The 20465-nt window shown below is 64.9% G+C and carries 27 protein-coding genes; 14 read left to right on the top strand and 13 right to left on the bottom strand.

Going from position 1 to position 20465, the window contains the following annotated elements:
• Positions 1-2 precede the first annotated feature (2 nt).
• Positions 3-905 (bottom strand): alpha/beta fold hydrolase, encoded by a 903-nt coding sequence (locus ACTXG5_RS12300; RefSeq protein WP_445163907.1) that lies wholly within the window; start codon positions 903-905, stop codon positions 3-5.
• Between the two features lie 114 nt (positions 906-1019).
• Positions 1020-1508: a VOC family protein gene (locus tag ACTXG5_RS12295; RefSeq protein ID WP_445163906.1), complete on the bottom strand. Its 489-nt coding sequence runs from the start codon at positions 1506-1508 to the stop codon at positions 1020-1022.
• A 129-nt stretch (positions 1509-1637) separates the two neighbouring features.
• Between ACTXG5_RS12295 and ACTXG5_RS12290 the strand changes: the two genes are divergently transcribed.
• Entirely contained in the window at positions 1638-2507 is an 870-nt protein-coding gene (locus ACTXG5_RS12290) for an alpha/beta fold hydrolase (protein WP_445163905.1), read from the top strand.
• On the opposite strand, the gene gnd is transcribed toward ACTXG5_RS12290, so the two are convergent.
• A complete protein-coding gene (gene gnd, locus ACTXG5_RS12285; RefSeq protein ID WP_445163904.1) occupies positions 2508-3536 on the bottom strand; it encodes a phosphogluconate dehydrogenase (NAD(+)-dependent, decarboxylating) in 1029 nt (342 codons plus the stop codon).
• A gap of 13 nt (positions 3537-3549) precedes the next feature.
• Entirely contained in the window at positions 3550-4959 is a 1410-nt protein-coding gene (locus ACTXG5_RS12280; protein WP_445163903.1) for a glucose-6-phosphate dehydrogenase, read from the bottom strand.
• A 122-nt stretch (positions 4960-5081) separates the two neighbouring features.
• On the opposite strand from ACTXG5_RS12280, the gene ACTXG5_RS12275 reads away from it, so the two are divergent.
• Positions 5082-5927 carry an adenylate/guanylate cyclase domain-containing protein gene (locus ACTXG5_RS12275; protein ID WP_445163902.1) on the top strand — a complete coding sequence of 282 codons (846 nt, stop codon included), beginning with the start codon at positions 5082-5084 and terminating at the stop codon, positions 5925-5927.
• Here ACTXG5_RS12275 and ACTXG5_RS12270 read toward each other — a convergent pair.
• Positions 5867-6055 carry a hypothetical protein gene (locus tag ACTXG5_RS12270; RefSeq protein ID WP_445163901.1) on the bottom strand — a complete coding sequence of 63 codons (189 nt, stop codon included), beginning with the start codon at positions 6053-6055 and terminating at the stop codon, positions 5867-5869. The genes ACTXG5_RS12275 and ACTXG5_RS12270 overlap by 61 nt on opposite strands.
• Positions 6056-6080: 25 nt before the next feature.
• On the opposite strand from ACTXG5_RS12270, the gene ACTXG5_RS12265 reads away from it, so the two are divergent.
• The 3 genes from ACTXG5_RS12265 to ACTXG5_RS12255 are packed head-to-tail and all read left to right on the top strand — an operon-like array spanning position 6081 to position 7970.
• Positions 6081-6884 (top strand): SDR family oxidoreductase, encoded by an 804-nt coding sequence (locus ACTXG5_RS12265; protein WP_445163900.1) that lies wholly within the window; start codon positions 6081-6083, stop codon positions 6882-6884.
• Between the two features lie 21 nt (positions 6885-6905).
• The gene (locus tag ACTXG5_RS12260) at positions 6906-7277 is read left to right on the top strand and encodes a carboxymuconolactone decarboxylase family protein (RefSeq protein WP_445163899.1); all 372 of its coding nucleotides are present in this window, start codon (positions 6906-6908) and stop codon (positions 7275-7277) included.
• Positions 7278-7289: 12 nt separating this feature from the next.
• Positions 7290-7970: a guanylate cyclase gene (locus tag ACTXG5_RS12255; protein ID WP_445163898.1), complete on the top strand. Its 681-nt coding sequence runs from the start codon at positions 7290-7292 to the stop codon at positions 7968-7970.
• Positions 7971-7972: 2 nt separating this feature from the next.
• Here the strand turns inward: ACTXG5_RS12255 and ACTXG5_RS12250 are convergent, their stop codons facing one another.
• Both ACTXG5_RS12250 and ACTXG5_RS12245 read right to left on the bottom strand, forming a co-directional pair.
• Positions 7973-8296, bottom strand: coding sequence for a putative quinol monooxygenase (locus ACTXG5_RS12250; protein ID WP_445163897.1), 324 nt, complete (start codon positions 8294-8296; stop codon positions 7973-7975).
• A 365-nt stretch (positions 8297-8661) separates the two neighbouring features.
• A complete protein-coding gene (locus ACTXG5_RS12245; RefSeq protein ID WP_445163896.1) occupies positions 8662-9204 on the bottom strand; it encodes a peptidoglycan endopeptidase in 543 nt (180 codons plus the stop codon).
• A gap of 216 nt (positions 9205-9420) precedes the next feature.
• Here ACTXG5_RS12245 and ACTXG5_RS12240 point away from each other — a divergent pair, with 216 nt between their 5' ends.
• Positions 9421-9915, top strand: coding sequence for a nitroreductase/quinone reductase family protein (locus tag ACTXG5_RS12240; protein ID WP_445163895.1), 495 nt, complete (start codon positions 9421-9423; stop codon positions 9913-9915).
• Positions 9916-9935: 20 nt separating this feature from the next.
• On the opposite strand, the gene ACTXG5_RS12235 is transcribed toward ACTXG5_RS12240, so the two are convergent.
• Positions 9936-10436, bottom strand: a complete 501-nt coding sequence (locus ACTXG5_RS12235; RefSeq protein WP_445163894.1) for a nitroreductase/quinone reductase family protein — start codon at positions 10434-10436, stop codon at positions 9936-9938.
• Positions 10437-10532: 96 nt separating this feature from the next.
• Here ACTXG5_RS12235 and ACTXG5_RS12230 point away from each other — a divergent pair, with 96 nt between their 5' ends.
• Positions 10533-10910 (top strand): nuclear transport factor 2 family protein, encoded by a 378-nt coding sequence (locus ACTXG5_RS12230; protein ID WP_445163893.1) that lies wholly within the window; start codon positions 10533-10535, stop codon positions 10908-10910.
• 31 nt (positions 10911-10941) lie between these two features.
• Here ACTXG5_RS12230 and ACTXG5_RS12225 read toward each other — a convergent pair whose 3' ends face one another.
• Both ACTXG5_RS12225 and ACTXG5_RS12220 read right to left on the bottom strand, forming a co-directional pair.
• On the bottom strand, positions 10942-11754 hold the full coding sequence (locus ACTXG5_RS12225) for an enoyl-CoA hydratase-related protein (protein ID WP_445163892.1): 813 nt from the start codon (positions 11752-11754) through the stop codon (positions 10942-10944).
• A 63-nt stretch (positions 11755-11817) separates the two neighbouring features.
• Positions 11818-12192: a hypothetical protein gene (locus tag ACTXG5_RS12220; RefSeq protein ID WP_445163891.1), complete on the bottom strand. Its 375-nt coding sequence runs from the start codon at positions 12190-12192 to the stop codon at positions 11818-11820.
• A gap of 242 nt (positions 12193-12434) precedes the next feature.
• Between ACTXG5_RS12220 and ACTXG5_RS12215 the strand changes: the two genes are divergently transcribed.
• Both ACTXG5_RS12215 and ACTXG5_RS12210 read left to right on the top strand, forming a co-directional pair.
• Positions 12435-13046 (top strand): NADPH-dependent F420 reductase, encoded by a 612-nt coding sequence (locus ACTXG5_RS12215; protein WP_445163890.1) that lies wholly within the window; start codon positions 12435-12437, stop codon positions 13044-13046.
• Between the two features lie 128 nt (positions 13047-13174).
• Entirely contained in the window at positions 13175-13675 is a 501-nt protein-coding gene (locus ACTXG5_RS12210; RefSeq protein WP_445163889.1) for a nitroreductase/quinone reductase family protein, read from the top strand.
• Positions 13676-13686: 11 nt separating this feature from the next.
• Here ACTXG5_RS12210 and ACTXG5_RS12205 read toward each other — a convergent pair whose 3' ends face one another.
• A complete protein-coding gene (locus ACTXG5_RS12205; protein WP_445163888.1) occupies positions 13687-14085 on the bottom strand; it encodes a VOC family protein in 399 nt (132 codons plus the stop codon).
• Positions 14086-14320: 235 nt separating this feature from the next.
• Between ACTXG5_RS12205 and ACTXG5_RS12200 the strand changes: the two genes are divergently transcribed.
• Positions 14321-14749 (top strand): cellulose-binding domain-containing protein, encoded by a 429-nt coding sequence (locus ACTXG5_RS12200; RefSeq protein WP_445163887.1) that lies wholly within the window; start codon positions 14321-14323, stop codon positions 14747-14749.
• 59 nt (positions 14750-14808) lie between these two features.
• Here ACTXG5_RS12200 and ychF read toward each other — a convergent pair whose 3' ends face one another.
• Positions 14809-15882 carry a redox-regulated ATPase YchF gene (gene ychF, locus ACTXG5_RS12195; protein WP_445163886.1) on the bottom strand — a complete coding sequence of 358 codons (1074 nt, stop codon included), beginning with the start codon at positions 15880-15882 and terminating at the stop codon, positions 14809-14811.
• A 134-nt stretch (positions 15883-16016) separates the two neighbouring features.
• On the opposite strand from ychF, the gene ACTXG5_RS12190 reads away from it, so the two are divergent.
• Positions 16017-17201: a DUF6542 domain-containing protein gene (locus ACTXG5_RS12190; RefSeq protein ID WP_445163885.1), complete on the top strand. Its 1185-nt coding sequence runs from the start codon at positions 16017-16019 to the stop codon at positions 17199-17201.
• A 62-nt stretch (positions 17202-17263) separates the two neighbouring features.
• Here ACTXG5_RS12190 and ACTXG5_RS12185 read toward each other — a convergent pair whose 3' ends face one another.
• Complete coding sequence (locus tag ACTXG5_RS12185; RefSeq protein WP_445163884.1) at positions 17264-18265, bottom strand: 4-hydroxy-3-methylbut-2-enyl diphosphate reductase; 1002 nt, start codon at positions 18263-18265, stop codon at positions 17264-17266.
• Between the two features lie 89 nt (positions 18266-18354).
• Between ACTXG5_RS12185 and ACTXG5_RS12180 the strand changes: the two genes are divergently transcribed.
• Genes ACTXG5_RS12180 through ACTXG5_RS12170 form a run of 3 tightly spaced genes read left to right on the top strand, consistent with a single transcriptional unit; the run spans position 18355 to position 20457 of the window.
• Positions 18355-18939 carry a lipid droplet-associated protein gene (locus ACTXG5_RS12180; RefSeq protein WP_445163883.1) on the top strand — a complete coding sequence of 195 codons (585 nt, stop codon included), beginning with the start codon at positions 18355-18357 and terminating at the stop codon, positions 18937-18939.
• Entirely contained in the window at positions 18936-20195 is a 1260-nt protein-coding gene (gene xseA, locus ACTXG5_RS12175; RefSeq protein ID WP_445163882.1) for an exodeoxyribonuclease VII large subunit, read from the top strand. The genes ACTXG5_RS12180 and xseA overlap by 4 nt, the downstream gene beginning before the upstream one ends.
• Positions 20185-20457, top strand: a complete 273-nt coding sequence (locus ACTXG5_RS12170) for an exodeoxyribonuclease VII small subunit (protein ID WP_445163881.1) — start codon at positions 20185-20187, stop codon at positions 20455-20457. The genes xseA and ACTXG5_RS12170 overlap by 11 nt, the downstream gene beginning before the upstream one ends.
• Positions 20458-20465 lie beyond the last annotated feature (8 nt).

Genomic DNA, 20465 nt, shown 5'->3' with positions numbered 1-20465 from the left:
CGTCAGCCGGGTGAGCCGACGAATGCAAGCACCCGCTCGGCAACCTTGTCCGGCTGTTCCAGCTGCAGGAAATGCCCGGCGTTGTCGATGATGGCCACGTCGCTACCGGGCGGCAGGACCTTTTCCGTCCAGTGCGCAAAAGCCGGAGTCATACAACCGTCGTCGCGGCCATGCAGATACAAACTGGGCAGGATCGGCGCCTCGGTCCACAGCCGGTTCAACTCCGCATACCGCTGCGGCGGCCGGGTATTGCGCAGCGTGGCCCGGTAGGTCCCCAGCGCCGCCCGCCAGCTCTGCGGTGTCCCGATCGCGGCGTCGACGTGACGCAGATCCTCCTCGGCACCGCGATAGCCCGGCGACCACCGCCGCCACAGCAAGGGCAGCAACCAAGAAGCGGAACGTTCGGGCAGGAGGGGCAATTGGAAGTAGAACATGTACCAGCTGCGCGCCAGCTGACGCGGCAATTGGCGGACCAGCCGACCCCGCTCGGTTACCCGCCCCCGGAAACCGGCCGAGACCGGCAGCGACATGATCACCGCCTTGGTGAACGGGCTGTTGGGCATCGCCGCCAGGCCGGTGGCCGCCAGCGCGCCCCAGTCGTGGCCGATCACCACATCGCGGTCGGTACCTCCGGCGGCGGCCCGCACACGCAGGGCGTCGTCCATAATCGCGCCACCGTGATAGCTGCCGTCGTCCGGGATGGCTGACGGCGCGTACCCGCGCATGAACGGTGCGACGACCCGCCAGCCCGCCTCGGCCAATAGCGGGGCGACCTTGCGCCACCCGTAGGCCGTATCGGGGAAGCCGTGCAGACACAACGCGATCGGGCCGTCGGACGGACCCCAAGTCAGCGCCTTGAGGTCGCCAGGAGAGCCCGGAACGTCGATCCACCGCGGCTCAGTCATCTCGGGTAGTCCGCCATCTTCACTCCTGTTCGGCGCGTCCGCACGGACCAACCTAACGTGTGCGGGTCCAGACCGCACCGACCGGAGCGAAAGAATCTCTAAAACGTCACCGCATCAAGGGTTTTCGCCCAATGCATCCGCCGCCGCCCGCTCGAGCTCGGCGATGACGATCTTGCGCATGCCGTACATCGCCTGGGTTGCGGCCGTCGCGCGGGCCGGATCGGGATGGCTCACCAGCTCGTAGAGCCGGGCCGGGATGACTTGCCAACTCAGCCCGTAGCGGTCCTTGCACCAGCCGCATGGCGATTCCTCGCCACCGTCGGTCAGCCTGTTCCAGTAGTAGTCGACCTCGTCTTGATCCTTGCAGTCGATCGTGAAGGACACCGCCTCGCTGAACGTGAAATGCGGACCGCCGTTGATCCCGATGAACCGGTTGCCGTCCAGCACAAATGTGCCCGAGAGCACCGATCCGGGCTCGCCGGGACCGGCGTCGGTGCTCCGGTTGAGGTCCTCGATTCGCGAGTTCGGGAACACCGAGGCGTAGAACGCCACCGCATCTTCCAAGTTGTGGTCGAACCACAGCGTGGGCGTGATCGATGGCATGCCGTCTCCTTATCGTCGGGTTTCGCTGATAGACCCCGGAGACCCGCAAAACTCACCGCGCACCCCCTCGCACGCAAATGTATAGACGACCTCGGTAACGTCGAAGCACGATCAACCGAGAGGACGCCCGTGAGCACCGTGAGCAGTAGTCCCGAGACGGTCAAGTTCGCTGGCGTGGGCGGGATCGCCCTGGTCGCCGACGAATGGAACCGCGACGCCGCCGCGACGGGCCGGCCGACGATTCTGATGTTGCACGGAGGCGGCCAAAACCGATTCTCCTGGAAGAACACCGGCCAGTTCCTGGCCGACGAGGGTTACCACGTCGTCGCGCTCGACAGCCGCGGCCACGGCGACAGCGATCGGGCGCCGGGCGCGGACTACGCGATCGAAACCCTGACGGCCGACGTCTTGCACATCCTGGACGCTATCGGCCGCCCGGTGGTGCTCATCGGCGCCAGCATGGGTGGCTTGACCGGCATCCTGGTCGCCGACAGCGCGGGCCCAGCGAAAGTGAACGCATTGGTGCTGGTCGACGTGGTGCCGCGGTACGAGAAGAACGGCAGCGCGCGCATCCGGGACTTCATGATGACCAACCTGCACGGTTTCGGCACGCTCGAAGAAGCCGCCGACGCGGTGTCCGCCTATTTGCCGTACCGGGAAAAGCCTCGCAGTCCCGAAGGGCTGAAAAAGAACCTGCGCCTGCGTGACGGGCGGTGGTACTGGCACTGGGATCCCGCGTTCATGACCGCACCCGGGGACGATCCGGAGCTGCGCACCGAGCACTTCGAGCAGGCCGCGGCGGATCTGCAGATTCCGGTCCTGTTGATCCGCGGCAAGCTCTCCGACGTCGTCAGCCCCGAGGGCGTCAAGCACTTCCTGGCGACGGTTCCGCGTGCCGAATTCGTCGAGCTGTCCGACGCCGGACACACGGCGGCAGGTGACGACAATGACGCCTTCAGCGATGTAGTGGTGGAGTTCGTCAAGCGGCTGACGGCTTAGTCAGCCGCCCACTCCCGGCTTCTCGGCGTGCCCGCCGAACTGCTTGCGCATCGCCGACAGCGCCTTGTTCGCGAAGTCGTCGAGGCTGCGCGAGGCGAAGCGGGACTGCAGCGCCGTCGTTAACACCGGGGCTGGCACACCCTCGTCGATCGCCGCGATGGCGGTCCACCGGCCCTCCCCGGAGTCGGAGACCCGCCCGGAGAACTCGTGTAGGTCGGGCGACTCGTGCAGCGCGATGGCGGTCAGGTCCAACAGCCAGGAGCCGACGACGCTCCCCCGGCGCCACACCTCGGCAACGTCGGAGATGTCGAAGTCGTACTGGTAGCACTCGGGGTTGGACAGCGGCGCGGTTTCGGCGTCGCCCGCCTCGACGCGCTTGCCGATATCGGCGTTGCGCAAGATGTTCAGCCCCTCGGCGAGGGAGGCCATCATGCCGTACTCAATCCCGTTGTGCACCATCTTGACGAAGTGCCCAGCCCCGGACGGGCCGCAGTGCAGGTAGCCCTTCTCGGGTTGCGCGACCTCGCCGTCGCGGCCGGGGGTGCGCGGCGCCGCGTCGACTCCGGGTGCGATCGTGGCGAACAGCGGCTCCGCGTGCTCGAAGGCGTAGTCGTCACCGCCGATCATCAGGCAGTAACCACGGTCCCGGCCCCACACCCCCCCGCTGGTGCCGCAGTCAATGAGGTGAATCCCCTTCTCGGACAGCAGCTTTGCATGCCTGAGATCGTCGCGGTAGTAGGAGTTGCCGCCGTCGATCACGATGTCCCCGGATTCGAGCGTCTTGGCCAGCTCCTCAATCACCGAGCTGGTGATGTTGCCGGCGGGCACCATCACCCACACGACCCGCGGCGTCGACAACTTCTCGGCCAGCTCCTCCAGCGAGGACACCCCCGTCGTCCGCTCCTCACCGGCCATGGCCTTGACGGCGTCCGGGTTGTAGTCGTACACAACGCATTCGTGCCCGTTGTCGGCCACCCGTCGCGCGATGTTCGCACCCATTCGGCCCAGGCCGATCATCCCTAGCTGCATTTCTCCGGTCTCCTTACTGTCCCGACTGCGTCTGCGGAGGGAACCACGGGTCTTGCCAATGGCGGTGACCACGTACAAGCGACTGCGCGGCCTCGGGCCCCCAGGACCCCGGCTCGTAGGGGTGGATTTCGCTCGGCTTGTCCAGCAGCGGCTGGACGATGCGCCACGTCTGTTCGATGCTGTCCTCGCGGGCGAAAAGCTGGCGATCGCCGGTCATCGCGGCGTGCAGCAGCAGTTCGTAAGGCCCTTCGGCTTCGCCCAGGTCCGTGGTGAATAGCGAGTCCAGGTGGATGTCGTGCCACTCGCCCTCGACGAGGGCAGACAACTGCAGTCGCATGCCCGGGTCGGGGTCGATGCGCAGCACGATCTGGTTGGGCTCAGCCCGCCTGCGGTGGGGCAGGAACGCCATGTCGGGAACGCGGTGCAGAAACAGCCGCACCTCGGTGACCCTCTCGGGCAGCGCCTTGCCGGCCCGCAGGAAGATCGGCACTCCGGACCAGCGCCAGTTGTCGATCTCGGTCCGCAGCGCGATATAGGTCTCGGTCTGTGATTTCTTCGCCACCCCAGGAACATCGGTGTAGCCGCGGTACTGACCCCGTACGCAGTGGTCGGGATCCAGCGCCGGCATCGCACGGAACACCTCGGACTTCTTGTCGTTGAGGTCATCGGCACTGCCGCCCACCGGTGGCTCCATCGCCACCATCGCAAGTACCTGCAGCAGGTGGTTCTGTACCACGTCGCGCACGGTGCCGACGGCGTCGTAGAACTTGCCCCGATCCTCCACGCCGAAGTTCTCGGCCATCGTGATCTGGATCTCCGACACGCTCTGCCGGTTCCACAGCGCGGCCAGCGCCTGATTTGCGAACCGCAGGCATTCGAGCTCCACCACGGGCTGCTTGCCCAAGAAGTGGTCAACCCGCAGGATTTGGTCTTCGTTGAGGACCGCGTGTAATCGGGCGTTGAGTTCGCACGCGGAATCCAGGTCATGGCCGAACGGCTTTTCCACGGCGACGCGGGCGCGCTGCACCAGGCCCTCTCGCGCGAGGTTCTCGACGATCGGCGCGAACAACGCGGGCGGCATTTCCAGGTAGTACAGCGGGCGGTAGTCGGACCCGATCATCTCCGCCAGCCGGTGGTAAAGCTTGCTGTCGGTGACGTCGCCGTGCACATAATCGAACCGGTTCGCCAGCCGATCGAACACCTCGTCGTCGATCTTCTCCCCGGCGTCGTTGATGGCTCCCCGCGCCCGCTCGATCAACTTGTCGACGCTGATGTCGTCGCTGGCCACACCCAGGATCGGGCAGTCCAGCAAGTTGCGGCGCTCGAGCCGGTACAACGCCCGGAACGTCATCTTGCGGGCCAGATCGCCAGTAATCCCGAAGATCACCAGCAGGTTGGACGAATCACCACCGTCGTCGGCCACGGCCGAACCTCCAAAAGTCACCTAATCGGTTCACTCGAGACGCACTACCCGGGGTGTTCGGACTCAACCCTAGACACTGCTTATGGGGCCGACAACCGGAGGCCATCGCGCACTTTGCAAGGATGCGTGACGTGGGTGATGCGCTACGTATCGCGGTCTACGTCCTGGCCGGGGTTGCCGTGATCGAAGCGTGCGCACTCGGGGTGATGTGGAGGTTGCTTGTTCGTAGCCGCCAGGAGGCCGAGGAGTTAAGGCACCGCGCCGATACCCGCAATTGGCTGATATCCGGTGGCCGCGAGGCGGTCAAGACGGTGTGGAACACCGCCAGCGTGATGCGCAAGGAGGGCTTTGGCGCCGCCATGCGCAGCTCGATCGAAGACCTCGCCGACTGGGCCGAGGTCGAGCGCCCCGACCTGGCCCGCGTCACCCCGGACGGTCGGGTGGTGATTCTGTTCTCCGACATCGAGGAGTCCACCGCGCTCAACGAGCGGATCGGCGACCGGGCGTGGGTCAAGCTGATCAGCTCGCATGACAAGCTCGTCTCCGGACTCGTGAAGCACCGAGCCGGTCATGTGGTCAAGAGTCAGGGCGACGGGTTCATGATCGCCTTTGCTCGAGCCGAGCAGGCGGTGCGGTGTGGGATCGACCTTCAGCACGCGCTGTGTGAGGACGCAAAGCGTAAGCGGCACGAGGAAATTCGAGTGCGGATCGGCGTCCACATGGGACGCTCGGTGCGGCGCGGCGATGATCTGTTCGGACGCAACGTCGCCATGGCGGCGAGGGTCGCGGCGCAGGCCGTCGGTGGCGAGATCCTGGTGAGCCAACCGGTGCGAGACGCGTTGAGCGACTGCGAAGACATCTGGTTCGACGAAGGCCGCGACGTCGAATTGAAAGGCTTTTCGGGCAGCTATCGCTTGTTCTCGGTGGAGACCGAGCCGGACGAGGAGTCGGATTCGGCTAACCGCTGATGCAGCCGGGTCCGGATCTGGTCGGGTGTGTAGGCCTTTCGCTTGCGTTGATCGCGCACGACCAGCGCGCCGCCCGCCACGACGCCCGCGGCGCCGGCCAGCCCAACCCACTTCCATATGCCGCGCATAGACACAGGCTAGCCTTGACGCGCAATGGACACGTTGCGCGACAAGGTCTGCATCATCAGCGGAGCGGCCAGCGGTATCGGTCGCTCCATCGCGCGTGCGCTGGCCGACCGGGGCGCACACGTCGTGGCTGTCGATGTTGACGACGACGGCATCGGAGTCCTTGCCAACGAACTGAGCGAGCGGGGCGCCGCGGTACTTGGGCACCGTGCCGACGTCTCGGATCCCGATGCGTTCCAAGGTGTCCGGGACGCGGCGCTGCAACGGTTCGGCCGCGTAGACGTGGTAGTCAACAATGTCGGTGTGCTGACAAACGGACTGCCACAAGACATTCCGGTCTCCGAGTGGCAGCGCATCTTCGACATCAATCTGATGTCGGTGGTACGCAGCAACGCCGTGTTCCTCCCGCTGCTGCTTGATCAGGGCAGCGGGCATCTGGTCAATACCGCTTCCTTCGCCGGGCTTTTCACCTATTCCTACGACCGCCAGCCGTATGCGGCCACCAAGGCGGCTATCGTGCAGATTAGCGAGGGCCTGGCGATTTACCTGCGGCCCAAAGGTATTGGCGTGACGTTGCTGTGCCCGGGTCCGGTGTTGACGAATATCGTCGCTGCCGTGCCGACATTCGGCGACGGAACAGCGCTGCGGACCCCGGGTGAACAGTTCGAGCTGCTCGATCCCGCACCCGTGGGCGAGCTGGTCGCCGATGCGATCTTGGGTAACCGGTTCTTCGTGCCTACCCATCCTCAGGTCGTCGACGAGCTTCGCCGCCGCATCGACGACTGGGACGCGTACATCGACTACCAGATTTCCCGTGAACCCCTGCAATAAGCACAGAAAGGCGGCCCACCGATGGCCGATTCGCGCGCTAAGGGCCTGGAAGCGTTCAGGGACATGATGCCCGGGCTGATCCCCGATGACGTCACCAGCCTCGCCGACGACGGCGTCGCCGGCGAGCTCGGTGAACTGACCATCGATCACGTCTTCGGTGCGCTCTGGACGCGCCCCGGCTTGGATCGCCGTTCGCGCAGTCTGGTGACGCTGGGCGCGCTGATCGCGCTGCGGGCTTCCGAAGAGCTGAAATTCCACTTTCCGATCGCGCTGCGCAACGGGCTGACGATCGACGAAATCGATGAGGTCATCTACCACATGACCGGCTACGCGGGTTACCCGGCGGCGGCCAACGCGCGCAATGTGGCACGCGAAGTACTCTCGGGCCCCTAGACTTTCGTCAATATGCTGACTCTTGACCAGGCGCTGAGCGAAACGCGGACGGGCGATCTTTGGCTGTTCCGCGGCGAGTCGGGACCCGATCGGGCGATCCAGACGTTGACGAACGCCCCGGTCAATCACGTTGGTATGACAGTGGCCGTCGACGACCTGCCGCCACTGATCTGGCATGCCGAACTGGGCGACAAGCTCACCGATATGTGGACCGGCACCAATCACCGCGGTGTGCAGCTCAACGATCTACGGCAGGCGGTCCTGCAGTGGACACAGCGCTACCACCAGCGGTGCTGGCTGCGCCAGCTGACGCCCTATGCCACCCGCCAACAGGAGAATGAACTGCTGCGGGTAATTGCGCGCATGGACGGGACCGCCTTCCCCACCACCGCCCGGCTGACCGCCCGCTGGTTTCGCGGCCGGGTTCCGACCATCAACGATTGGGTGCGCGGAATCCCGGTGGTGGACAGGAAAGTTCGCGAGCAGACCCGACGGCGTCGCGAAGAGCGCAAGATGAGCCTCGCTACCGCCTACTGCGCGGAGACGGTGGCGATCACCTACGAGGAGATGGGGCTGCTGCTCACCGACAAGGACACCAACTGGTTCGACCCGGGCAAGTTCTGGAGCGGCGACACGCTCCCGCTGGCACCGGGCTATCGGCTGGGCGACGAAATCGCCATCTCGGTCGACTGAGGTCAGCCGACCGACATCTCGCCCATTTCGGACCAGCCTGTCGCGTCGATCGTCTGACTGATGATCTTGGGCGTGGACTTCAGCGCCTGCGGCAGGTCTTGTAGGGCCTGCTTGAAGTGGTCGCTGTTGACGTGGACGCTGCCGGCGTCGCCATCGCGGAACCCCTCGACCAAGACATACTCCGCCGAGTTGTCCAGGCTGCGGGACCACTCGAACCACAGGTTGCCCGCTTCGGCGCGAGTCGCAGCGGTGAACGAGGCGACCAGGTCCGGCCAGCGTTCGGTCCAGTCGGGCTTGGTTTCGAACTTGACGACAATGAAGATCATGCGTTCCCCGCTTGTGCTCGCAGCTTCCAGTGCGCTTGCTTACCCGGTGGGCAGCGCCAGGATATACGGGCCGCCAGAGACGACTCGCACGCTGTGACGGGAGTGGCATTTAGGGTCCGTGTGACCCCTGTTTCGCCGTGCTACAGCAAAGTCCGCCTAGATGTCTCAATGGACGCCTAGGCGGACTTTGCATTGATCCTGCGATAGTCGAATCTGCGATGACGCTCAGTCTAATGTGACACAGCCCACAACGAGCCGATTTTCACGACTACTTCACGGATGCCAAGCGCGCAATGCAATTAGTGTGATCCACGTCGCAGTTTTATCTGCGACGTAAAACATCACGCGCATAATTCAAACCTTTATCAATTCGGAATTCTGGGATCGCCGGGCGGCGGCAATTCCGGAGCCGGCGGAGCCGGCGGTGCGGGCGCCACGGCACCGACCAGAACGGGCGGCGCATCCGGCGGCGGAGGTGGTGCGTCCGGCGGCGGAGGCGGCGCATCCGGCAGCGGAAGCGGAGGACCCTCGCCGTCGGGCGGCATCGGCAAGAACATGTGGTGGGTGAATCCGGGCTGGTAAGCGCCCGCGCCACCAATGTGCACCCCACCGCGTTCACCGCTGGACACGGGGGTTCCGTCCGGCAAGGTCGCGGCCGTGTGGCCACCGTTCCACCCGACTACCAACGCGTTGGGAGCCGTTCCATATTGAAAGCCGCGCGCCAATAACGCGCCTTCCTCGTTTCCTGTATTAAATCGATCCCCGAAAACCGGCCTGTCGGTTGCCGCATTGACAACCCACGAGACAAGTCCCGAGCAATCGGTGCCCGCGGGAGAATCTCCACCCACAATATAGGGCGTTCCCGAAACCTGATTGATTAGCGATACCAACGATGCAAGAACGAACATGCGGAGGGACACTAGCAACAAACTAGTTAGCAAGACAAAATTTGTGGCGCGCGTCACGTACCAATTAAATAATGGCGTGCACCGCACTTACAGCAAATATGTCACGGCAATGCATATTTCCGGAAACGGAAGTGCTGAGCCGGTTGCAACCAGGCCACTGGCCTGGCTCAGCAACCCTTTCATTCGGGGCCTACTTCGAGCGGTACGGTTGCACGCGTGCCACCTCGTTACGTGGATCCACATAAGAAGCGCGGTCCCGTTTACCGGGCCAGTGTCCGTTTCGGGCGCTCACGTGCGGGCCAGTTCATCGCCCGTCACATCGCCCGCCGCACCGACCCGCATTTGTTCCGGCTAACCGGGGGCCGGGTGAACATGGGCGCGATCATCAATGCGCCGCTTGTGTCGACCGGGGCGAAGTCGGGCCAGCGGCGGGAGGTGCAGCTCACCTACTTCCACGACGGGGCCGATGTGATCCTGACGGCCTCGAACTACGGCGGAAGCAAACATCCGCAGTGGTACCACAACCTGAAGGCGCATCCCGAGTGCGAGTTCGGTGGACAAGGTTTTACCGCCTCCCGAGTCACCGACCCTGAGGAATACGCAAGGCTTTACCAGCTGGCCGAGCAGGTCTATGCCGGGTACAGCGATTACCGTGCCGCGACGGCACCCGTCGGTCGGCAGATCCCGATGTTCCGGCTCAAGCCGCGCTAGCCGACCGCCTGAGCGCAACCCTAAACGGGCTTGAGGCGAAAGACCGGGATCCGTCGCCCGACCGCGGCAGCCTTTACGCGGTAGTCGCCGTAATTGACGCAAACATGCTCGGCAAGGGCGTACAGGCGCTCGTATTCGTCGGGCTCGGTGACCTCCGCGGCGATGAAGTCCTCGTCGCCGAGTTGGCATTCGGGATGCGCCTTCAGGTTGTGGTACCACTGCGGATTCTTTGGTTCACCCAAATACGAGGCGACCAGGATCGCGTCAGACCCGTCGTGGAAGTACGCGAGTTGATGCTCGCGCGGCTGACCTGATTTGGCACCGGTGCTGATCAACGGGGCCGAGGAAAGCCCGCCAAGGATGGCTGGGTAGCGCCCGCCGGTGGCGCGGTGCAGCCACGGGTCGATGTGCCATAACAGATGTCGCGCTATGAATCCGCTCGCGCGCGAGCGACCGAAGCGTTCCAGAGCCCGGTACCAGCGGCCGTACTCCTTGGTCGGGTCGACGTAGTGCAGCGGCATGCGGCGACCCTACTGTGTGTCGACACGATCAGGCCGCCCGGTCGACATCGAGCGACCTATCCTTGAACACCAGGAACTCCGGGCAGAAAGGTCGCCATGGACGCAGACGTGCGGGGCGCTCTTGAAACCCATTGGGCAGCTTCGGATGCGAACGACTTCGACGCGGAGCATCGGATCTATCGGGCCGACGCGGTTCTCGAGTATCCACAATCGGGTGAGCGGATCCGTGGTCGCGACAACATTCAGGCTTCCCGCGCCGCTCAGCCGAATGCGAAGCGGTTCACCGTGCGGCGGATCCTGGGGGGCGGCGACCTCTGGATCAGCGAACTCGTCTTGACCTATGACGGCCAGCCCTTCTACGTCGTCAGCATCATGGAGTTCGACGATGGCGAGGTCGTCCGCGAGACGCAATACTTTGGCGACGCCTTCGAGCCTGGGCCATCGCGTGCTCAGTGGGTCGAGCGAATCGATTAGGCGAGCAAGCGATCTCGACCGGTCACACCAGTTACTTGCCCGTGAACCGCGGTTCTCTCTTGGCTCCGAAGGCAGCCAATCCCTCCTTGGCATCCGCGGAGCGAACCACCTCGACGACGAATCGCTGCTCGATCCGGCGCGCGTCCTCCTCGTCGATCCATCCGCTGTTGATCACCGAGGCCTTGGCATTCTGGACCGCCAAGGGCCCATTGGCGGCGACGCGAGCGGCGATCTCGAGGGCCTTGTCCAACGAGTGACCGGTTGGGACCACATGACCAACCAGACCGAAGTGGTAGGCCTCCGCCGCCGTCAGTGGATCGCCGGTCAGGATCATTTCCATGGCTTTGGTGTAGGGGATTTGGCGCTTGAGCCGCACGGTCGAGCCGGCACCGGCAATGAGCCCCCACTTGGCCTCGGGCAGACCGAAGACCGCGTGCTCCTCCGCAATCCGAATGTCAGTCTGCTGCAACATTTCACAGCCACCACCTAAGCATGGACCGTTGACCGCCGCGATCAACGGCTTCGCGAGGGAACGGCTCAGCAGCAGGCCCTCACTGATGGCGCTGCGAGCCGGCTTGGCATCTGCAGCGGGCACGTCACCTTTGTCTGCCTTGGGTCCGCGCACCATCCATCCGTCATCGAGATCACCGCCGACGCAGTACGACGATCCCGCACCCGTGAGGATCGCAACGCGAACGCCATCGTCGTCGTCGATCTCATTCCACGCCTGGGCCATCAACGTGATCATGTTCGGCGTCAGCGCATTTCGTCGACGCGGATTGTTCATCGTAAGCACGACGACGCTTCCGTCGCGTTCCACCTTCAACTGCGGTTCCTCGACCACGTCAACTCCCTGTCCATGTCCACGCGCAAGCGACTGAAGCAACTAGAACGACGTGGCGTTGGATCAAACCGGAGTCCATATGCCGTTGTTAAAGAATCCCCAAGCACCCGAAGTCGGGTTCCACATCAGGTGAGCCTGGGGCGCCCAGGCCGGTGGAGGCGGAGCTGGTGGCGCCCACGGCGGCGGGGGCCCCCAGGGTCCCCAGCCCGCCGGAGCCGGACCTTGCCAGTCGTGGCACTGATTCCAGTCCCAGTGGTAGTTGGTGCCCCAGGCCGGGTCCCATTGCTGACCGGGGCACCAGTGGTTGCTGGGCGCGGGAGCCGGGGCCCCCTGGGCGACACCGCCGGCCAGGCCCAAAGCGGACATCGCCAGCCCGCAGCCCGCCACCATCCCGGTGCAGAGCCGAACCCACGGTCTCGTGTGCTTTACCGTCGCCATCTCCTAAGAATGGTCGGCCCGGGGCTTCACCGCTAGACATTGAACCGGAATTGCACCACGTCACCGTCATCTCCGACACGTGCGTGAGAGATGGCTCGCCACGAAGGTCGCGGCCGGACTGGGCATCCCCGAGTGCAAGCCGTTGCCTATCAACGGCTTTGCGACCCGCCCAGTTCTGGGGCTCGCCGAAGCCGGACGGGGCCATCGGCCACGGAGCTTGTCACGATGAAAGGATTCACTCCATGATCGAAAGTGTCGGATTCATAGGTTCGGGTGAGGTCGCAAGGGCGCTCGCCAGTCACGCAGTCAACGCCGGATTCCGTGTTCTCATCAGCAACAGCCGAGGCCCGGCCACCCTCGCCGAGGTCGTTAGTGCGCTTGGCGAGGGAGCGCTCGCCGTGACGGTGCGCGAGGCGGCGGACGCCGACCTGGTGATCGTGGCGATCCCGTTCCTCAGGGTTCCCGAGTTGGTCGACGTCGTGCCTGACTGGTCGGGGCGGATCGTGATCGACGCCACCAACCAATTCGCGGAATACGAACCGACCTACGCCGGATTCGTCGACCTTGGCGACGAGACCGGCAGCGAATGGGTGGCCCGTCACCTTTCCGGGGCCACCGTAATCAAGGCCTTCAACGCGATGTTCGCCAGTTACATCAAAGCCGACCCACACCACGCTGAGGGCACGCAGATCGTGTTCTACGCCGGCGACGACAACGCCGCACGCACAGCCGTCGCCGAGTTCGTCGAGGGACTCGGCTTCGCCCCGGTCGCGGTAGGGGACCTCAGCAACGGCGGCAGGCTAATGCAACTGGGCGGCTCACTGTCGGGCGTGCATGCCCTCCGACAGACCTGACCGATCGGACTTCGTTGGCCGCCCCAACCAACTGGGCGGGCGCATGGTTACATGATTCGGCCTGGCGAAGTCAGCGACGCAGATTCGGTCCAATCACCTTCGCCCCCGTCTACATTCAGGAGTCTTCCATGGGCGACGCCGATGCCGCGGCGATCCGAGCGGCGCGAGGTGACTGGATCAGCGACCACCTCAAGGCCTATCTGACCTCCGGTGGCGCGCGGGGCCACATCTTGGACGTGAGTGCGGTCGGGGGCCGCGCGCTGACCACACACTGCTTGATCAAGTGTGCGGGTCGCAAGTCCGCGAAGGTCTATGTCAGGCCGTTGATCTACGGCAACGTCGGCGGCGAGATTGTGATCGTCGCATCGAAGGGCGGCGCCGACACGCATCCGGGGTGGTACTTGAATATCTTGGAGAGCAACACGATTGGTGTCCAGATCGCGACCCAAGCGTTCGAGGCTACGTGGCGGCAACCCGAAGGTGAGGAGCGCCATCAGGTGTGGGCGTACATGGCCCACCTGTACCCGCCGTACCTTACCTATCAGCAGTCAACTAATCGTCAAATCCCGCTGGTGATGTTGAAGCCCGTGCGGTCGATCGACGTCTTCTCTGCGGAAGGGTCGCGATAACCGTCACATCCTCACAGCCCGAACTTGGCGCGGGCAGCATCTGTAACAGGGGTGAACAGATTGATGAGGTTTCCGTCCGGATCGCGGAATAGCAGTGCGCGGTTACCCCACGGCATGGTGGTCGGCTCGGTCACGACCTCGCCCACGCGTCCGCGCAGCCGCTCGTACTCCGCGTCCACGTCCTCGACGATGAACTCAAGGATCGCGCTCCGGTTGGCCGCCGGCTCGGCGGATCCATCTCCGAACAGCGGCACGGTCTTGTCGCTGCCGATGGCCAGTGCTCCGACCGGCGTCGGAATCTCGGCGAACAGCTCGTTCCCCCATACCGCTGAGACTTCGGTGACCATTTCGTAGAAGTCGACGAGTCGATTGACGTCGGCGGTGATGATGCGGGTCGAAATGAACTTCACGAAATCCCCCCTCAAGGCCGTGGCGGTGTCGCCCGGCGAGCAGTGTCCTGTTTGAGGCATGCTAAGCGCTCCCTCCGACAAACGACGCGGCCGCCAGAGCCATTTCGACGTGCGCGCCGTCCAGTTCGCCGGGATCGAGGGAAAATTTCATGATGGTTTCGGTTGAGCAAAGGTACGGCAGCTTACCCGCGATGCGAGGGCCGATATCGCCCGCTTGGCTTTACTGTTGGCTGCTATGGCCGGACTGAACAATTACGTGAAGCCCTGGCGCACAGCGCTTCACGCTACCGTGTCGGCATTGATAGTCGTCATCCTCGGACTCGCCATCGCCCCCGTAGCTCATGCGGCGGCGGCCACGGCGACGTTGTCGGTGGAACATACCTGGCAGACCGGTTTCATCGCCAACTTCACCATCACCAACGCCAGCACGACGGAGCTCTCCGATTGGAGGCTCGAATTCGACTTGCCGGCGGGAGAAGGTATTTCGCACACGTGGAATAGCACCTTTGCGCAATCTGGTACTCACTTTGTGATCACCCCCGCGAATTGGAATCGCAGCATTGCTCCTGGTGGTTCAGCCACCGGTGGTATGAGGGGTGTGCTGAGCGGTTCCTACTCACCACCGTCGAATTGTGTGCTCAACAGACAATATTTTTGCACCTAGAGGCGACTGCGCACTGAGGCTCGACGGCTCCGACAGTGCGGCCTCACTTCTTCTGGTGACTAGACGTTGAAACGGAATTCCACGACGTCGCCGTCGGCCATCACGTAGTCCTTGCCTTCCATCCGGACCTTGCCGGCTGCCTTGGCTGCCGCCATTGATCCGGCCGCGATCAGGTCGTCGTAGGACACGATTTCGGCTTTGATGAAACCCTTCTCGAAGTCGGTGTGGATCACCCCGGCGGCCTTGGGTGCGGTATCGCCTTGATGAATCACCCACGCCCGCGACTCTTTTGGGCCCGCTGTCAGGTAGGTCTGCAACTTGAGTGTGTGAAAGCCCGCCCGTGCCAACGCATCGAGCCCCCGCTCGGTCTGCCCGATGGATTCGAGCAACTCCGCGGCCGACTCGGCGTCGAGTTCAACCAGTTCGGATTCGATCTTCGCGTCGAGGAACACCGCGTCGGCAGGTGCCACCATCGCGCTTAGCTCTGCCTTGCGGGCATCGTCGGTCAGCACGGACTCGTCGGCATTGAACACGTACAGAAACGGCTTGGTCGTCATCAGGTTCAGCTCGCGCAGCAGTGACGCGTCGGCACCGGCCGCGAAGAGCGTCTTGCCGGAGTTCAGCACCGCCTCGGCAGCGACGGCCGCCTCGTGCAGGGACTTGCGCTCCTTGTTGTTGCGGGCTTCTTTTTCCAACCGCGGGATGGCCTTCTCCAGCGTCTGCATGTCAGCGAGGATCAACTCGGTCTCGATCACCTCGATGTCGGAGCCCGGATCGACCTTGCCGTCGACGTGCACGACGTCGTCGTCAGCGAACACCCGCACCACCTGACAGATCGCGTCACACTCACGGATGTTGGCCAGGAACTTGTTGCCGAGCCCAGCGCCCTCGGAGGCGCCCTTCACGATTCCGGCGATGTCGACGAAGGTGACCGGCGCCGCAACGATGCGCTCGGACCGAAACAGCTCCGCCAGCTTGTCGAGTCGCGGATCGGGCAGTGACACGACGCCCTCGTTCGGTTCGATGGTGGCGAACGGATAGTTGGCTGCCACCACGTTGTTGCGGGTCAGCGCGTTAAACAGGGTCGACTTGCCGACGTTGGGCAGACCCACAATTCCCAGGCTCAGGCTCACGGGGAACCAAGTTTAGGGCTCAGCGCCAGGGTCGGCCGCCGCGGATCATTTTCGACGCGTAACGGCATGCCACGCCCGGGATCCCTAACAAGGTATTTACGGGCGTTTCCGCCCATTGCCGGTACGGTCGACATGTGTCAGCGCAGCGGGGAACCTCGGCGGCAGAAGCTGCCCATCGCTCGATCCACCCGGGCATTCCGGGTGTGCCTGCGTGGATAGCCCTGCTCATCGCCATTACCGCGACTGCCATCGGGTATGGAATCGACTCCGGATCCGGCCACAAGGAGCTGACGGGCATCTTCGCCTGCCTCTATATAGCGGGCTGCGTGGCTGGGGTGCTGGCCGTACGTCAGGATGGCCTGTTCACCGCGGTCATCCAGCCGCCGCTGATCCTTTTCTGCGCGGTGCCGGGCGCCTACTGGCTGTTCCACGGGGGCAAAATCGGCAGCCTCAAAGACCTCCTGATCAACTGCGGCTATCCGCTCATCGAGCGCTTCCCGCTGATGCTGGGCACCGCCGGCGGCGTCCTGCTGATCGGCCTGATCAGGTGGTACTTCGCGGCGTCGCACCGCGCGACTGCGGTGGACAGTCCGACTGACGGCGCTGCCACCGTCGCAAAGTCGTCCTTCATCCACTCCATCAGCACGAAACTGAACTCGCTGCTCGGTGTCGCGTCGTCCGAAGACGATGCCGACGACGCGCCGTCCGCCGACTCGCAGCGGAGCCCGGCGAGAGCCACCGCCAGGAGCGGCCGAACGACGCGCAGCGGTCGGTCGGCCGCGGCTTCCGCCCGAACCCGATCCCGGCATGCCCGCCCATCGCCGGAGGACGAGCACGAACCCATGGGCGAGCGGCAGCGCCGCCGGCGCCAGGCCCCGCCCGGTGACTTCGATCCCGCCGACCCGCCACGCCGGTCGCGACGCCGCCCGAGGCTGCCGGCCGATCCGGACCCACGCGAGCAGTCGCAGCGGGAAGGTCGTGACCCGCACCGCCGCAATCCCTACGAGCGCTCGGCGCCGCGCGGCAGTCGCTTAGATGGCTACGACATGTACGAGCCGCCCGGGGCGCCTCAGCAGTTCAATCGCTACCAGTCCTATGAGCCGTACGAGTCCTATCAGCCCGCGTCGGAGCCTCGGCGCCGTGGCGCCGCGCCGAACGGGACCAACGGCGCCAACCCCACGCACCACCCGATATCGCAGGTCCGTTACCGCGGATCGGGCCCGTCGGACGAGCCGCGCACCGATCGCCGCGGTCGATCACGGACAAATGGCCGGCCCCAGGAACGACCCCCGGCCGAATCCTGGGAGTACGACGCCTAAGTCGCGTTTCTGCCAACCACCCGGCCCAGCGAGGACATCGCGAGAAGTGTTGGGAGAGAAGGCTATTTAAGCAGTGACCGGATTTCGCGGGGCAGCGCGAACACCAAGGTCTCCTGGGCCGTCGTGACCGGTTGCACCACGCCGTAGCCGCATTCGGCGAGCCGCTCCAGCACCCCCCGCACCAGAACCTCGGGAACAGATGCTCCGGAGGTCACCCCTACCGTGGTGACACCCGCCAACCACGCCGGGTCGATATCGTCGGCCCAGTCGACCAGGTGAGCGGCCGCAGCGCCGCCACCTAACGCCACTTCGACCAGCCGCACCGAATTCGACGAGTTGCCCGACCCGACGACGATGACCAGCTCACACTCGGGGGCCATCGCCTTGACCGCGACCTGCCGGTTCTGGGTCGCATAGCAAATGTCGTCGCTGGGCGGATCCTGCAGTTTAGGGAAACGCTGCCGGAGCCGCTGGACGATTTCCATGGTCTCGTCGACCGACAGCGTGGTCTGCGACAGCCAGATCACTTTGTCCTCGTCGCGGACCGTCACCTTGTCCGCCGAGGCGACCCCGTCGACCAGCTGCACATGGTCGGGAGCCTCGCCGGCGGTGCCGACGACCTCCTCGTGCCCCTCATGGCCGATCAACAGGATGTCGTAATCGGCACGGGCAAACCGCCGAGCCTCGTTATGCACCTTGGTGACCAACGGGCAGGTGGCGTCGATGGTGTGCAGGTTCCGCTCGGCGGCCTCGACATGCACCGTCGGCGCGACGCCATGCGCCGAGAACACCACGATGGCCCCCTCGGGCACCTCGCTGGTCTCCTGAACGAAGACCGCCCCGGCCTTTTGCAGGGTGTCCACCACATGCCGGTTGTGCACGATCTCGTGGCGCACGTAGACCGGGGCGCCGTGCTTTTCCAGGGCTCGCTCAACCGTCTCGACGGCCCTATCCACGCCCGCGCAGTAGCCACGGGGCTCTGCCAGCAGCACCCGCTTACCGATCGGATCGATCGCTACTGAGCTGGATGCGCCGGGAATCCCCATGTCGACAGTCGGCGCCATGGCATTCAGGGTACGTTCTGCCGACACGGGGCCGCCAGCTCGCGGCGCTGGGCTTGGAGTTAGCCGCCGGTTAAGGCAATCTTGGACCCATGGCTTCTGCACCGTACGGAGTTCGGCTGCTGGTCGGCGCGGCGACAGTCGCCGTCGAGGAGACGATCAGGCTGCCGAAGACGATCCTGATGTACCCGATGACGATCGCCAGCCAGGCGGCGCACATTGTGATGCGATTTCAGCAGAATCTGGCGGAGCTGGTGATCAAGGGTGACTCCACCCTGGAATCGATTTTTCCGCCGCGAGATGAAAAGCCGGATTGGGCAACATTCGACGAGGACACGGCCGAAGCACTCGAAAGCGCTTTCGCAGAATTGCCCGACGGCGCCGGCGGCGATCGCCGGGCCGAGGGGCGGTTCGCCCTGTACTCCGTCGCCGATGCCGCGCGGGACGCGGGCGCCCCCGACAAGCCGGCGAAGCAATCGAAGAAGTCGGTTGCAGAGCCGTCGGTGGCCGCCGAACTCGACTATCCGACGCTGACGCTGGCCCAGCTGCGAGCCCGGGTGCAATCGCTGGGTGTCGACGAGCTCGAAGCCCTGCTCGCCTACGAGCAGGCCACCAAGGCCCGGGCGCCGTTTGAGACGTTGCTGGCCAACAGGATCACCCGCGCGACCGCGAAGTGACCCGCGCGGCCAATTCGGAGGCGAACTCAGCCGAGAACCCTTTCCCGGTTCGCGCGGTCGCGATCCGGGTCGCGGGCTGGATCGACAGGCTGGGGACGGTATGGGTGGAAGGGCAGTTGGCTCAGATCAACATTCGCGCCCAATCCAAGACCGTGTTCATGGTGTTGCGCGACCCGGCCGCTGACATGTCGCTGACCGTGACGTGTCCGCGCGATCTGGTGCTGAGCGCGCCGGTGAAATTGGTTGAGGGCACTCAGGTAGTTGTCTGCGGTAAGCCGTCGTTCTACACCGGTCGCGGCACATTCTCGTTGCGGCTCAGCGAGATTCGCGCAGTTGGTGTCGGTGAGTTGCTGGCCCGCATCGACCGGCTGCGTCGGCTGCTGGACGCCGAAGGCCTCTTCGACCCGAGACTCAAACGGCCTATTCCCTTCCTGCCGAACATGATTGGGTTGATCACCGGCCGGGCCAGTGCCGCCGAGCGCGACGTGACGACGGTGGCCGGCGCCCGCTGGCCCGCGGTGCGTTTCGCCGTGCGCAACACCGCTGTTCAGGGTCCCAACGCGGTCGCCCAGATCGTCGAGGCGCTACGCGAACTCGACCGCGACCAGGCTGTCGACGTGATCGTGCTGGCCCGTGGCGGCGGCAGCGTCGAGGACCTGCTGCCGTTCTCCGACGAGACGCTCTGCCGCGCGATCGCGGCCTGCCGGACGCCGGTGATCAGCGCGGTCGGCCACGAGCCCGACAATCCGCTCTGTGATCTGGTCGCCGATCTGCGCGCGGCCACCCCCACCGATGCGGCCAAGAGGATGGTCCCGGACACCGCCGCAGAGCAGCGGGGAATCCATGACCTGCGCCGGCGCAGCGCCCAGGCCCTGCGCAATTGGGTATCTCGCGAACAGCGCGCGCTGACCCAGTTGCGCAGCCGCCCGGTGCTGGCCGAGCCGCTGAGCGCGCTGACGGCTCGCGCCGAGGAAATCCACCGCGCCCGCTCGGCGGTGCGCCGCGACATCACGCGGCTGGTCACCGCCGAATCCGAACGCGTCGGCCACCTGTCCGCCCGGCTAGCCACTCTGGGCCCGGCGGCCACCCTGGCCCGCGGCTACGCGGTGGTGCAGACCGTTCCCGCCGCCGGATCCTCCGAAGACATGCGCGTCCTACGCTCCACGGACGACGCGCCGCCCGGCACCCGGCTGCGGGTGCGGGTCTCCGACGGCGCCGTAACGGCGGTAAGTGAAGGGCTGACCGATGGTCACTGACGAAGACGACGGTCCGGGCAGCGGCTTGGACACAGGAGGGGCCACGTCGGTTACTCCTATTAGTCAGCTTGGCTATGAAGCGTGCCGCGACGAGCTGATCGAAGTCGTGCGCCTTTTGGAACAGGGCGGACTGGACCTCGATGCATCGCTGAAGCTGTGGGAAAGAGGCGAGGAACTCGCAAAACGGTGCGAAGAGCACTTAGCTGGAGCTCGCAAGCGAGTAGCGGACGTACTGGCGGCCGGGCAGGGCGAGGAAGCCTGAATCTCGGC

The organism is Mycobacterium sp. Dal123C01 (assembly GCF_052566995.1).
Note: the sequence above shows the minus strand (reverse complement) of the source record. Positions and strands in the feature narration are given on the sequence as shown.